Here is a 16,049-nt window from a genome sequence, read left to right on the forward strand (position 1 = left end):
GTATTAATTCTAACTTGCTGCAGACCGCCTCCCCTTTCAAGCTAATCAGTATCTGTGCCTTCGCTCTCTTGATAACCCAAATAGAGACGTCTGATAACCAAAATAGAGACGTCTGATAACCAAAATAGAAACACACCTTGGTGCGGCTAGAATGGAAATATCGTGTTTCATCTAGATCAATTGAGGGTCTGCGTATCATATTTTATTAAACCCAGATAATTTTTGATTATTAAGACAAGCCACTCCGTGCATTATACTTTTAATCATAAAATGGATTTTTACAGCAAGGAGCTAATAAAAATGAAGAAAACCATATTATTCACTCTATTAACTTGTACTTTATATCACCACTCATCATTGGCCGGATCCCCTGATATCTCTAAGGCAAAGGTCATTAATATAGAAGCCCCTCTAAAAAACAATATTTCATTTAATACATTTGAAAGTCTCTCATCTAATGACGATGGCTTAATTTTTAATAATGATATTAACAGTAATAACAAACTTAATAATAAGGCAGCAAGGCTTATTTTTGCAGAAGTTACAGGGACTGAAGCAAGCCAACTGCAAGGAATATTAGGTATTAAAGGGCAGCGCGCTAACCTTGTTATTGCGAATCCTAATGGCATTTCATGGAAAGATGGCACCGTTGATAATATTAATAGCCTCTCCTTAATTGCCGGTAAGTTTGAAAAAAAATATATGAAAAACAAAGATAAAGATAACCAGCTCGAACCCCAAAAATTGGAAGACTATAACCAATTGAAGTTTTCAACGCAGCCAGCTAGCCAAATCAGTATTAGTCAGCAGCAAGGCAACCCAATTCAACTAGCAAAATTAAATGTCGTTGCAGACCAAATAAAGCTGCAAAATTCCCTTAATATTCACTCTGCCATACAAAACTATATCAGCGCATCTGGCAATAGCACCCTTTCCCCTAGTGAAGGTATTGTCAAATACAGCTCAAAATTCAAAACGGATATTCCATATATTCAAGGTAATCATTTAGAGCTAAATGAACAGGCTAAATTGACAGGACGTAACATTGTGCTTGAAAGCCACCAATATCAATGTAAAGACAGTTTTCTTTGTCCACAAAATAAAGTCGATATTCAAGGGGTTATAAATACGATGAGTTTCTCTGTACGCGGAGATGCAGATATTATATTTTCAGATAAAGGCATCATAAAATTAGGGAAAAATCAGCAAGCCCTTATCGCTAAAACAGCGAACTAATTTTAAATTAGCCTACAAAAAATAACGGCCTCTAAAAGAGGCCGTTAAGATAAATTTTGATACTAAATTACATCCAGACAAACCAAGCAAACAATGAAATAACTAGGATACAGGCCACATTCAATACCGCACCGACACGTACCATCTCAATCTGCCTAATATAGCCTGAACCAAACACAATCGCATTTGGTGGTGTAGCAACAGGTAACATGAATGCGCAAGATGCACCAATACCGATGATCATTGTTAAGACAATCACAGGCATACCTAATGCTTCAGCAACAGTTGCAAAAATAGGTACTAATAAAGCTGCGCTCGCTGTATTACTAGTAAACTCAGTCAGAATGATGATAAAAGTAGTAACAGCAAGAATAATAACGAACCAGTGGCTTTCACCAAATGTCATTTGCATCCAGTCTGCCATGATTTTACTTGCGCCAGAAGAGCTTAAGATTGCGCTGAGTGTTAAACCTCCACCAAACAGCATCAATACGCCCCACTCAGTATTTTTTTGAATTTGAGACCAACTAGCTACGCCAGTTATACCAATTAAGATAGCTGCAATCATTGCAATAACGGTGTCTAAATCTTTCACACCACCTAACGCATCACTAATGAAAGTACTGGTGATCCAGCAAACAACCGCAAACAGGAAAATCCCCATTGCAGTAATACGTTTACCATTCCATTTCACATGCTCTAATTCAATTTCAAAGCGATGTTTTAAGTTAGGGCGAAGCATCATGTACATCAATACGAACATCATAGGCAGCAACACTACCATGATTGGAACACCGTATTTCATCCAGGATAAGAAATCTAAACCTAAAGCTGCTGCTGCAATTGCGTTTGGTGGGCTACCGACAATCGTACCTAAACCACCAATACTTGCACTATAAGCAACACCTAATAGAACAAACACAAAAGTATTGCGCTCATGGCGGACATCAAGATTAGACAGTATACCTAATACTAACGGCAGCATCATTGCTGCGGTCGCTGTGTTACTAATCCACATAGACAGTAACGCGGTTACACCAAACAGTAATAATACCGCTACTGATAAACGCCCACGAGCAGCCATAAGTAAGCGATTAGCAATTAGCCTATCAAGACCTTGGATATGTAGAGCTGTCGCTAGCGCAAAGCCACCGAAGAATAAGAAAATGATTGGGTTTGCAAATGATTTCAATGCCTCCCCTGTATTCATCAGCCCTAAGCCGACGGCTAAGATAGGAATACACAATGCAGTAATGGTGACGTGGATAGCTTCAGTTAACCAAAGCACACCAATGAAAACCATCATTGCAAGACCTGCATTCGCTTTGTCATCGAATGGTAAATATTTTAGTAATAGAATTAATAATACGATATCAACAGCTAAGATTATCCACCCTCGTTTGTTCGAGGGCGTAGGGCTCACTGATGGTGTTAACGATTCTGAAGCGTCCATGTTTACTCCATAGCTTTGGAAGCAAGTTTAGTTTTAGCGCGTGCATATTGTTAATAGTTATTTATAAGGAGTGAAATATAGAGTTAATTTATTGAGATGAAAATGTGGATAACCTAAAAGTGAGATCTACCCCGCGCAATTTAATTCATTTTTCGTTTAATCAACAAGAAATGTTTTATTTTCCTTACAAAAACCAAGCTAGGAGTCGCTCTAGCGACACAAAAGACTACAAAACCGACCATTCAGTTTTAATTACCAAAAAAAGCAATAAAAAAGATAAACTTAAGAATAATCAATACACTTAAGTATTATACTCAACACTTTAATTTAAATTTGGCTATTTTATTAGCCAGCACTGATGGATGGCTAATTTATCACAATTTATAATATATGCCCGATGTAAAGAGGGGGATTTATTAAAGGGGAATGGACAATGCGCTGATTGCTAAATGTACTCTCATCGTTATTCAACGACACTGTTGAATCTGCCAGCTGTAACAATTGATTTTCATTTCTCAGTGCGATTTCTTCACTACTTTTATCAAATTTACTGGTTTCGGACAAAAAAACACCAGTAAGCCCATAGTTTTCTACTATCGCTTTTACTTTGATTTCTTCTGTTGAATTTAAAAACCGCAGTTGCAAATGCTGATACTTTTCAGCATTTAGTTCAAAAGCCTTATTAATTAATAACATACTATTAGTATTGATATCAGTAAGAATAAGATCATCGTCAAAACGGCTTACAACTAATGCTTCCATATCATCTACAGGTAAAACGAGAGTATCGGTTAAATAATCACTAGCATGATTATTAATAACAATCACTTGATAATGTAGCCAAGCCGCTCGGGAAATAACATAGCTATCTTGTTCATTTCCAGCGCTCAAGACAATATTTTTGACATTATCAATAACAGGAGGATTAATGATATCTTTTTGATTTCCACCTTTAATGAGCAATGAAGAGAGAAACCCTCTTTTATTACCATCTGCATGAGCAATCGCACTATCGTGATATAAAATTTCATTATTTGAAGTATACATAAGCAACCCGTCAGCTAATTTTTTGACTGCTTCAAATCTCATGTTAGGGTATATTTCATACAAAGATGGTAATGAAGCTGGGTTATACATTTTATTTCCAGTAAAAGCTTTCTCTAACTCGATAGTTGTTGCTAAAGGCTGCCAATAAAGTCGCTTACTTGATATATCATAAATAATAGCAGCAGACGATTTATTATCTATTCCTAAATATTGTAATGTGTTTTTAGAGGATAACTGGTGAGCAATAATAATATTTCCATTATCATACCAAGCAGGTATAACTTCATTATTATCCATTCTTTTAAGCCCAAGTAATAAATATGAATTCATTTTATTATTTACTTCCTTTAAATTTTCCCACCAGACCACATTTTTATCAAACCAATTTTCATTTATTGCAAAGTTATTCATTTCTCCTTTAGCTGTAATTTGATTAACAATACCATCTTGATTAATAACAAGGAGTATCCCGTGAGAAAAAACAATACTATCTACATTAGAAACCTCAATGTACTTAACTTGTTGCTTACCTATTTGAGATATATTAGGAGCAGCACCAACCTGACGATAAATCAGGCTATTATCTTGACTATAAAAATAAAACACCTCATTATCATTTTCATCAATTAGATTCGCGACCAATATAATATCTTTAGGTTGACTTAATTTATTGAGGCGCGTATTTTTGTTATCCATAGAGTCTAAATAAGAAATGATATTTGACTTAATAACCGTACCATCGTCATATTTCAGCCAATCGTGATAAACGCGATTATTCTTATCAACACCGGTAATGAGTATTATTTCCGCGAAATTTGATGGGTTTGCATTTTTATCACTAACGAGTTTTTCATGATCCTTCACTGATAGTAGATACTTATCTAAAACCTGTTCTAACATTTTCTTAGGTATTTTATCCTGCCCTTCAGATAATTGGTAGCATGTTAACTCATCAACAGAAATACCAATGAGTATAATGTTATCGCCGTCAATCATATAGGTCACAACTTGCGGTAGATCATGATCTTGATAGCGACATGAAAAATAAACAGCTCCATTGTTTTCCCATAGATTTATTAATTCAAAAGAGTTGCCCTGATTATTAATTAGCATATACTTGGATTTTATTTTATTATCTGAATTAATCGCCCATATTAAATTGTATTTTTTAGAATAAAGATAAAATAAATCACCAATAATAACAAAAGAATCCGCACTGTTCGTTTTATCATCAGAAGAATGAGTGAAAATATAACGACCTGTGGATACCTGATAAAATGCACGCCCCACATCCCTCCCCTTATATTGATAATTTTCAATTATTATATATTGGCTATTAAACTTGTGTTGAGAATTTAACTTATCCAAATGTGCAGATAATTCACCCTCCTTACCTGCCCACTTATGACCATCTTCACTAATAAGATAGTAATCTAAATTCAAAAAATCAATTTTATAAACTTCATTCTTATTATTAATATACAATATATTATCTTTAGACATTGATGGCGAAAAATTAACTTCTACACCAGAAATAACAACTTTATTATGATGGATTATTATTTCATTATTTTCAAAAAACGAGCCATCAATAAACCAATTAGAAGGTGATTTAGAACCAGATTCATCAAATAATGTAATTTTCGTTCCTAATTGAGGTGCTATTTTATATACCCCACCATTTCCCTTAATAGAATAATTCAACTTTCCGTACCATTCATTAGGAATTTTAGGAACAACCACATAACGATAGTTATCATCCAGATTTACTTCTATTGGTGTATCTACATACTCATGGAATATTTGTGTTATTGTATTCTCACTTGGAAAAATATAAAAATCATAGTCAAATTTATCTGTGTTTTCTAAGCGACGAATAATATCAAATCCATTATCATGCCGTGTTGTTGCACCAGGCCACAGATTATAATTATATTTAATGTAAGATTTAGGTGTCGTTGGTAAAACAACTATTTCAGCCTCTAAATAATCAAATTCTCTATAGCTATTTGAATAACCAATACCTTGACGTATGTTTAGAGCTTGTTGCCGGTCATGAAGCATTGTAGGAAAATTACCGGCCCAAAAAATATAATTTTTTCGCCCTCCCCCTGCAGAATGTGAAGTTGTTCTATAAATATACTGGCTATCAAATTCTATTTGGTTATTTTTAAGATCTATTCTTTTAAACACCGCACCAAATTTTGGTGTTGCTATTTTTTTCTTAGTCAAATAGTCATATCCATTACTTTGATAAGCTTGATCTAACATATAAAAATAATGGCCGACAGATTTTGCATCTTCACCTATAACGACAAAATTACGAGCTAAACTTGTGAAGCCAATACTCAAACCAGCGCAAATAACGCCAGCTCCACTCATAAATGTTGATACCCCGCTAGCCCCTAGAAGCCCAGCTCCTAAACTCGCACCACTCGTTATCAAGTTTGCTGAGTCAAAGGCAAGTTGTGTACCAAAAATAACCTTCTGTGGTTCGTTTTTTGCTTGGGATAGCTCATATACATCAATACCAACTAATGCACCATTGAATAAAATCGCTGTACTTTCATTCGCTGTTCGCACCAATGAGGAAGAAAAAATATTAATGGCTTTAGACTCTACTGTTAAATTATTTTTTAATCCTTTTCGAATAACCCCTATAATTTTAGATAAATCACTCATTATGCCGTGTGAGATCATGCCATGATTAATATAACCATGTATTTTTAGAGCAATGGCTAAATTAAAACCATCAGTTTCGATTGGTTTAATATTATTATTTTCATCCGAATACCATTGAATGAGTGATTGAACAGCAATTCCCGTATTTAATCCATCAAAAGTGTGAGTGTCACTGCTAAACTCTTTTAGCTTAATATCGTTTTCTTCAAGATGGGAATACGCTTTAAATTCTTCCATCTTTTTATTATAGTAATGGTTAAACTCTAAAAAAGTGGTATCTTCCGTTTCTACCCAATGACTTTTTTCTGGATCGTCATAATTAACGAACTGTAGACGATATTTTCCATTCTTTGTTTCTTGTAAAGTAGAAAAAATAGGGATCCACTTTTTCGTCATTTGATACTCAAATAACAAACCTTTTATTGAATTATCTAGCCTGTCCCCCCATTGCTCTACCTCTAAAATGCTGAGAGTTCCTTGTAACTGGAGGTCATTTTTTATTGTATCCTGCTTTTCAATGACTCGGCGACTCTCTTGCTCTCTTTTAGCTAACTGACTAAGTTCATTTGAATCACTTAAGTGACTCACTTTTAAACCATTACCAACAGAGACAACCGCCATATCTTCAGTTGAAATTGTAATAATTTCAAAATGAGGTTTTTTAGCGCTACCAAATGCCGAATAAAAATCAGCCATTTTGTGTTCAACCATATACATTTTAAAAGCGATGAAGAGTTCTTGACTGCTATTAAATGTAAATAACCCAAAGTTAGGGTCATAAAAATAGTAATGTGATTGGTCATTTCCCACCACTTTTCCAATCAGCATTGAATGATTTTGGCTATTAATCGCAAACATTACTGTTTTTTCCCCTACATCCAATAAATTTTGCGTCTCTTCAATTCCCATCCGGCCATGAGAAAAAGAAGCTTCAACCGCATCAACATTTGAATGGAGCTTCTCTAGCGCTGATTTAAGTAGTATTGAGTCTTTATCTTTTGGATTCGCAGAAGCAATAAATAGCTTATTAATTAATACATCTGCACCATTTTGCCCATCTCTAGCTAATGCTACAGACATTGCTCTAACTAATGGATAACATCGCCCCTTAGTTTCTCCCCCCATAAGTGACAAATAGAAGTCTTGTGGCATTAACCGGTTTGATAGGCTATTAAAGGAATAAAACAACTTGCTGACTTTACTTGTTTCGCTCAATACATACTTTATGTATTCTTCATGGCTAATTTCACTAATTCGTCGATACAATGCCCCACGCTCTATCGGGCTAAGCTCCAATGTTAAGTACAACTTTTTTAATTCTAAAGACGACATTTTTCTATTAATACCTGAAATATTTACTTCATTAAAATCTTCCATACCTTCGCTAAAACGTCGTCTAAATGGAATATTGTTTGAATTCTTATGCACAAAAACTAAATTTTCATAACGCTCATTAACCGTTTTTTTGTTTTCATCACTTCCTCCTTGAATAATCAACTCCCCTGTCTTTACAACCGCATTCATTCCATATTTTTCTTTTAGCTGCCACCATAACCAACTACGTTCAACTTGTCGGGCTTCTACCAAAGCTTTACTGTAACGGTTTTGATAAAGGCTAATGTAGATATCACTCTGTATTATTTTTTGTTGTAAAGCTTTGATTTGTAATCTTTCACTGACTGAGGTTTTAGATAATTGTTTTATTTTATGTCTCCACCTATTTTGAACCTCATCTAATATTGAAATGTTTCTATTCAATTTTTTATAAATTACTGCATTCAAATCTCTCCACGTATTATTTATGGTACTTTCTAGAGAATCTTTATCTTGAATATAGAGACCACTATCTATTTTCTTCACTTCGATATTTAGCTCATTTGCTAATGACAATGTTTCTTGGTGTACTGCATCTCTATATTTTAGAAATTCTTTTTTATTATTAACTTCCTTACTAGGTGATTTTTGTACTAACCGACTATTTTCTCTTAATATTAAGGTTTTTTTTCCTTCATAATATTTTGTCTCTTGCTTTTGGTAGTATAGTTGCCATTCATTATTAATATACTGCATGTAAGCCGTTGCATTTCCACTTCCCTTCCCTTTTATATGGTAATCCTTATAATCAACCGCCATGACAACATTGTCATATAATATAGAACTATTAGTACGGCAATCATGATACACCCGATAATGATCTTTATCATAATCAGTGATAATTAAAGAATGTTTATCTAGCGTATCTGTAAATAAAAAGAAACTGTCTGATGGATTTTTAGGAATATCAATATAGTATGGATAAAAATGGCTTTGGTCGATTTTGTTATAACTCAAAAAATAGCTATTAATTGTAGGCTTATTTTTACTATCATTTAAATACCTCACAACATAACGTTCATCTTTTGTTTTAATAAATTCCACTTTTCCTTTTTTAACAATACCACTCGACTTTATTAACTCACTTGTGTCTATCGTTAATTTCTTTGACACTTCTTTTAAATTGGCTATTTTATTGCTGCGAATAATATTATTTTCTGTAATAGTTACTAATGATTTAGTTTTATCATTTTTCATATTCATTCCTTTGAATATATTATATAAGTGAACGGAAAAGCGGAAAAATAAAAATAGTTTATTATTAATAGAAAAACCACTACTGGCTTACAATTTCAGACAGACTTCTATTTAACAATAAAGTTGTTTTATATGTTGATTAGAGGGGGGATATCATTGATTCAAAAAAAATGGGAAGCTTTCGCTTCCCATTAATGATTTTAGCTAAACAAAATAAATTATGCTTGGCCTTTAACTTCTTTTAAGCCATTGAATGGTGCATTTTTACCTAATGCTTCTTCAATGCGGATCAGTTGGTTATATTTAGCAACACGGTCAGAACGGCTCATAGAACCTGTTTTGATTTGACCTGCTGCTGTACCGACCGCTAAATCTGCGATAGTTGCATCTTCAGTTTCGCCTGAACGGTGAGAGATAACTGCAGTATAGCCTGCATCTTTCGCCATTTTAATTGCAGCCAACGTTTCAGTTAAAGAACCGATTTGGTTGAATTTGATCAGGATAGAGTTAGCGATGCCTTTATCGATACCTTCTTTCAGGATCTTGGTATTCGTTACGAATAAGTCGTCACCAACCAGTTGGATTTTGTCACCAAGAACTTTAGTTTGGTATGCAAAACCATCCCAGTCAGATTCGTTCAGACCATCTTCGATAGAGACGATTGGGTACTGTTTAGTCAGCTCTTCTAAGTAGTGGGTAAACTCTTGTGAAGTAAAGGTTTTACCTTCACCTTTCAGTTCATAGTTACCGGTTTCTGCGTTATAGAACTCAGATGCTGCGCAGTCCATCGCCAGTGTTACGTCTTTACCTAACACATAACCTGCTTGTTCAACCGCTTCTTTAATTGCTGCTAATGCCGCTGCGTTTGACTCTAAGTTAGGTGCATAGCCACCTTCATCACCAACCGCAGTGTTCATACCTTTAGACTTCAGTACTTTTGCTAAGTGGTGGAAGATTTCAGAACCCATACGAACCGCTTCTTTCAGCGTTGGAGCGCCAACAGGCTGGATCATGAATTCTTGGATATCAACGTTGTTATCAGCGTGCTCACCACCGTTGATGATGTTCATCATTGGCAGAGGCATAGAGTATTGACCGTGAGTACCATTTAAATCAGAAATGTGCTCATACAGAGGCATACCTTTCGCCGCTGCTGCTGCTTTAGCATTTGCTAAAGATACAGCAAGGATTGCGTTTGCACCAAATTTAGATTTGTTCTCAGTGCCATCGAGATCAATCATGATTTTATCGATGTTAGCTTGGTCTTTAGCATCTTTACCAATCAGCGCTTCTGCGATTGGACCATTAACAGCAGCAACTGCTTTCAGAACACCTTTACCCAGAAAACGTGCTTTATCACCGTCACGCAGTTCCAGAGCTTCACGAGAACCAGTTGACGCACCTGATGGTGCTGCTGCTAAACCAACAAAGCCACCTTCTAAATGAACTTCAGCTTCTACAGTTGGGTTACCACGAGAGTCAATGATTTCACGACCGATCACTTTAACAATTTTGGACATTAGGTTTTCCTCAGTACAAGTTAAATTTTGGGAAGTTGGTGCACCTGCGCCGACCTCCCCATATCTTATTTCAACTCACCTTTCTGGTACTTACCAGCGGCTTTAACAAAACCTGCAAACAACGGATGACCATCTCTTGGCGTAGAAGTGAATTCTGGGTGGAACTGACATGCCACAAACCATGGATGATTAGGGTTTTCAATGATTTCCACCAGCTTATTGTCCACTGAACGGCCTGCAATTTTTAGACCCGCATCTTCAATACGTTTCAGTAGTAAATTATTCACTTCATAACGGTGGCGGTGACGTTCAATGATAGTTTCTGAACCATACATTTCACGTACAAGGCTACCATTCACTAAATGACATGGTTGACCGCCAACACGCATTGTTCCACCAAGATCGCTCTCTTCTGAACGCACTTCAAGGTTACCCTCTTCGTCACGCCATTCTGTAATCAGCGCAACAACTGGGAATTTACAATCCGCTTTAAATTCTGTTGAATTTGCATCTGCCATATTGGCAACATTACGTGCAAATTCAATCAATGCAACTTGCATGCCCAAACAAATTCCTAAGTAAGGGATTTTGTTTTCACGTGCATATTGTGCGGTCAGAATTTTCCCTTCAACACCACGCTCGCCAAAGCCGCCTGGTACTAAAATAGCATCTAAACCTTTTAATAACTCAACACCACGTGTTTCGATATCTTGTGAATCAATTAATTTGATGTTTACAGTTAAACGGTTTTTCAAACCGCCGTGTTTTAATGCTTCAATTACAGATTTATACGCATCGGGTAACTCGATATATTTACCCACCATTCCAATAGTGACTTCACCCGCAGGATTGGCTTCCTCGTATATAACTTGTTCCCACTCAGATAAATTAGCTTCTGGCGCATCAATGCGGAAACGGTTACAAATGTACTCATCCAAACCTTGTGATTTCAATAAGGCTGGGATTTTATAAATTGAATCAACATCTTTGAGAGAAATAACCGCTTTCTCTGGTACATTACAGAACAGCGCAATTTTCGCACGCTCATTCGCTGGGATCACTCTGTCTGAACGACAAATTAACACATCTGGTTGAATACCAATTGACAGTAATTCTTTCACAGAATGTTGAGTTGGCTTAGTTTTCACTTCACCAGCGGCTGCAAGATATGGCACTAAGGTTAAGTGTAAATATAATGTGCGCTCACGGCCGACTTCTGCTGCCATTTGACGAATTGCTTCAAGGAATGGCAGAGATTCGATATCACCTACTGTGCCGCCAACTTCAACCAAAACAACGTCATGGCCTTCGCCACCACGGATGATGCGGTCTTTAATTTCATTAGTGATATGTGGGATAACTTGAATTGTCGCGCCTAAATAGTCGCCACGGCGCTCTTTGCGCAGAACTTCAGAGTAAACACGGCCGGTCGTAAAGTTATTACGACGAGTCATTTTAGTACGAATGAAGCGCTCATAGTGACCCAAATCTAAGTCAGTTTCAGCGCCGTCTTCTGTAACGAAAACTTCCCCGTGTTGGGTTGGGCTCATTGTGCCTGGGTCTACGTTAATGTAGGGATCCAGTTTCATAATAGTCACATTGAGTCCACGGGCTTCGAGTATAGCCGCCAAAGAGGCTGCGGCAATGCCTTTACCCAGAGAGGATACGACCCCGCCGGTCACAAAAATATAATTAGTTTTCATGCTGAACCTGAAAGTTTAGGTTTAAAAGATGATGGATATAACAGGACGGGAAAACAGTATACCCGAACCTTAATTTCGCTACAAATGTTCTAAGCATAATAAGGCTAAATTTCATCAATACTCTAATATTATCAGCAAGTTAAAAGCGAAAGTTTTTTTATCGCTTCAAAATTAGTCATCTTTATCTATTTTTATAGATTAACACAGTTCAAACATAAAAGCTAAATCCTTTCAGCTCATTATAAGGTATAAAAAATGCGATTTTGCACTAACTTTGATTTTGAATAACTATTTACTCTAACTCTCCATCGCAACAAGAGAGGATATCTCGGGGAGCATACACTAAGTATGTGACCCGTGTAGCCGAACGCAGCCAACAACGCTGTAGTGCGAAATATGACGAGCCATTTTATTCTTGGCTCTTAACCTGCTTCCAAAGTGCCTCCATCTCATCAAGTGTAGCACTTTCTGTCGTTTTGCCACTTTCCGCGAGGCTTTTTTCGATTTGGCGAAAACGACCTTCGAATTTCTTACAAGCTTTTTGCAGCGCTATTTCAGGCTTATGTCCTAAATGACGGGATAAATTCACTGTTGCAAACAGTAAATCACCGATTTCTTCTTCTAAGCGAGCTTGGTCAACGACAACTTGAGTGGCTTCTTCCATGACTTCTTCAAGCTCTTCATGGACCTTTCCAAGCACTGGACCTAAGGTATCCCAATCAAACCCTACAGAAGCGCAACGTTTTTGAATTTTATAGGCTTTCATTAGTGCTGGGAGCGAATTCGGGATATCATCTAGCACAGAAAACTGCGATTTTTCAGCTCGCTCTTTTGCTTTTCGTTTTTCCCACCCCTCAATCACTTCCGAGCTGCTCAATGTGTTATTTGTATCAAAAATATGTGGATGACGATGTTCAAGTTTATCGCTCACTGCTTGGCAGATATCATCAAAATCAAATAATGATTTTTCATTCGCCATTTGCGCATAGAAAACCACTTGAAACAATAAATCCCCCAGCTCGCCTTTTAGGTCAGAAAAATCCTCTCGTTCTATCGCATCAAGTACCTCATAAGTTTCTTCAAGCGTATAAGGCGCAATAGTTTTAAATGTTTGTACCTTATCCCATGGGCACCCTGTTTGCGGGTCGCGTAACTGTGCCATGATAGATAATAAACGTTCAATTTGGGGCTTTTCCTGACTCATTTTATTGACCTTTGATTTTCTTTTGTTTCTAATTGTCATCTTTATCTCAAACTTACCAGATATAAAGGCAAATCAACAAATTTTTCCCAACAAAAGAAAAAACAAAGAAAAGATTATTGAACATTTGCAAAAATTATTTTCAAAATAGTTTGAATTGCAGCTAGGCGAGCCCCTAGGAGCATACATCGGTATGTGACTAAGATGAGAGCGCGCAGCCAACAACGCTGCGGTTCAAAATATGAAGAAAACCACTGACAATATAACAGTACTGATTTTCAAAATAGTTTGAGATGTAGGTAGGCGGCAAACGAAGATATCTCGGGGAGCATACATAAGTATGTGACCCGAGTAGCTAAGTGTAGCCAACACCCCTACAACTCAAAATATGAAGAAAATCACTGGGAATGGCGTTTTGCCTCAATAACATCCGGTAACTGATTTAATTTTGCTAACACCCGACTCAGCACCTCAATATTATACAGCTCAATTGTCATATCTATCGTCGCCAATTGCTGCTTCACATCACTGCGGCTACTGACGCCAAGTACATTCACTTTTTCATTCGCTAATATTGTCGTGATATCACGTAATAACCCGCTACGATCATTAGCTACGACCCTAACCACTAGAGAATAACCGCTGGAATAGTTTTCGCCCCACACCGCATCGATGACGCGTTCTGGCGCATGACTTTGTAATTCGGCTAATTGCTCACAATCTGCACTATGAATGGAAATACCTCGCCCTTTGGTGATAAAACCAACTATTTCATCTCCTGGAATTGGCTGGCAGCAACGTGCAATATGGTGCATTAAGTTACCAACCCCTTCAACGACCACTCGACCGCTACCATGAGATGGCGCTCTTGGTAGTGAAGACTTGCTTTCCAACGTCTTCATTGCCGCGCGGTCTTCTTCTTCCGCTGTGGCTTTATTAAATTTACTTTGCAGGAAATTCACTAATTGGTTAATACGAATATCACCTCCCCCAATTCCTGCTAACACTTCATCCAATGAATGAACATTATAGCGAGCTATCAACAGTTTCTCTGCTTCGCGGAGACTGATATCAAGCTGTGATAGTTCACTATCTAGAATTTGACGCCCTGCAAGGATATTTTTGTCTTTATCTTGCTTACGGAACCAATTTTGGATTTTCGCGCGCCCACGGCTGGTTGTGACATACCCTAAGTTAGGATTTAACCAGTCACGGCTTGGGTTTGGGTGTTTTTGAGTGATAATTTCAATTTGATCACCCATTTGTAATTGATAGCTAAATGGGACAATACGCCCACCTATTTTTGCACCAATACAACGGTGGCCGACATCACTGTGAATATGGTAGGCAAAATCAAGTGGTGTAGAGCCTGCGGGTAAATCCACCACATCCCCTTTTGGGGTAAAGACATACACGCGGTCATCAAATACTTGGCTACGAACTTCATCCAACATTTCGCCAGAATCTGCCATTTCTTCTTGCCATGCAATCAACTTACGTAACCACGCAATACGGTTTTCGTAACTACTGCCTTTGCCAATGCCAGTCGCGCCTTCTTTGTATTTCCAGTGCGCCGCAACCCCCAGTTCTGCATCTTCATGCATTTGGCGGGTACGAATTTGAATTTCAAGCGTTTTGCCGTTAGGGCCTAACACCACAGTATGGATCGATTGATAGCCATTAGGTTTCGGGTTCGCCACATAGTCGTCGAACTCATCAGGAAGGTGGCGAAAATGGGTATGAACAATCCCTAAGGCTGCATAACAATCTTGCAAGCGTTCAACGACAATACGCACTGCTCGCACATCAAACAGCTCATCAAATGCCAATGATTTTTTCTGCATTTTACGCCAAATGCTATAAATATGCTTAGGTCGGCCGTAGATATCTGCTTGAATACTCTCTTTTAACATGTACTTGCGTAAAGTTGTAACGAAAGTATCTATATACTCTTCACGGTCAATACGTCGTTCATGGAGGAGTTTTGCTATTTTCTTATATTCATCTGGGTGCAAATAACGAAAACAGAAGTCTTCTAACTCCCATTTCAATTGACCAATTCCTAAGCGGTTTGCTAAGGGTGCATAAATATTTGAACACTCTTTTGCGGCTAAAACGCGTTCATCTTCCGTTGCATCTTTGACTTCACGTAAATGGGCAATTCGTTCCGCTAATTTAATGACAACACAGCGGAAATCTTCCACCATCGACAATAGCATACGACGGATATTATCGACTTGTGTCGAGCTTGTTTCGCTCGATTGTGTTGCTTTGAGTTGACGAATTGCATCCATTTCCAGCACGCCTTTAACAAGTTCGTGAATGGATTTGCCAAATTCATCAATAACTTCTTGTTCTTCTAACTTTCCCTCCTCCACCAAGGGGAAAAGTAAAGCCGCTTGTAAGCTGCCGATATCCATACTTAGTGTCGATAGGATTTCGGTCATTTCAATACCACGCCACAGTAATAGAGGGGCGATTTCTTGTCCGGCTAATTTATCGTGACAATATTGCCAGGTATGGATGAGCTTTTCTTCTGATTGTTTATTGCTCAACCCCAGGCCGTTAACCCACTTTTCTGGGGCAAACTCACCTGCTGGGATAAGATGTGCACTTCTTACTGCAACCATATATTC

8 protein-coding genes are annotated in these 16,049 nt (G+C 37.3%); 1 reads left to right on the top strand and 7 read right to left on the bottom strand.

Features of this window, described 5'->3' with window-relative positions:
• On the bottom strand, positions 1-199 hold a 199-nt coding region (locus PSF42_RS17340), incomplete at its 3' end, for a hypothetical protein (RefSeq protein ID WP_272680424.1).
• A gap of 101 nt (positions 200-300) precedes the next feature.
• Here PSF42_RS17340 and PSF42_RS17345 point away from each other — a divergent pair.
• Positions 301-1,236: a two-partner secretion domain-containing protein gene (locus tag PSF42_RS17345; RefSeq protein WP_272680425.1), complete on the top strand. Its 936-nt coding sequence runs from the start codon at positions 301-303 to the stop codon at positions 1,234-1,236.
• 67 nt (positions 1,237-1,303) lie between these two features.
• On the opposite strand, the gene PSF42_RS17350 is transcribed toward PSF42_RS17345, so the two are convergent.
• The 6 genes from PSF42_RS17350 to relA form a co-directional block, all read right to left on the bottom strand.
• Positions 1,304-2,689, bottom strand: coding sequence for a DASS family sodium-coupled anion symporter (locus PSF42_RS17350; protein ID WP_125891586.1), 1,386 nt, complete (start codon positions 2,687-2,689; stop codon positions 1,304-1,306).
• 381 nt (positions 2,690-3,070) lie between these two features.
• Positions 3,071-8,989 (bottom strand): TcdA/TcdB pore-forming domain-containing protein, encoded by a 5,919-nt coding sequence (locus tag PSF42_RS17355; RefSeq protein ID WP_272680426.1) that lies wholly within the window; start codon positions 8,987-8,989, stop codon positions 3,071-3,073.
• A gap of 218 nt (positions 8,990-9,207) precedes the next feature.
• The gene (eno, locus tag PSF42_RS17360; protein WP_004260453.1) at positions 9,208-10,509 is read right to left on the bottom strand and encodes a phosphopyruvate hydratase; all 1,302 of its coding nucleotides are present in this window, start codon (positions 10,507-10,509) and stop codon (positions 9,208-9,210) included.
• 65 nt (positions 10,510-10,574) lie between these two features.
• On the bottom strand, positions 10,575-12,212 hold the full coding sequence (gene pyrG, locus PSF42_RS17365; RefSeq protein WP_125891588.1) for a glutamine hydrolyzing CTP synthase: 1,638 nt from the start codon (positions 12,210-12,212) through the stop codon (positions 10,575-10,577).
• Between the two features lie 409 nt (positions 12,213-12,621).
• Complete coding sequence (mazG, locus tag PSF42_RS17370) at positions 12,622-13,416, bottom strand: nucleoside triphosphate pyrophosphohydrolase (RefSeq protein WP_272680427.1); 795 nt, start codon at positions 13,414-13,416, stop codon at positions 12,622-12,624.
• A 395-nt stretch (positions 13,417-13,811) separates the two neighbouring features.
• Positions 13,812-16,043 carry a GTP diphosphokinase gene (gene relA / locus PSF42_RS17375; protein ID WP_272680428.1) on the bottom strand — a complete coding sequence of 744 codons (2,232 nt, stop codon included), beginning with the start codon at positions 16,041-16,043 and terminating at the stop codon, positions 13,812-13,814.
• Between the last annotated feature and the right edge of the window lie 6 nt (positions 16,044-16,049).

The organism is Providencia sp. PROV032, assembly GCF_028484875.1.
GTDB lineage: Bacteria > Pseudomonadota > Gammaproteobacteria > Enterobacterales > Enterobacteriaceae > Providencia > Providencia rettgeri_E.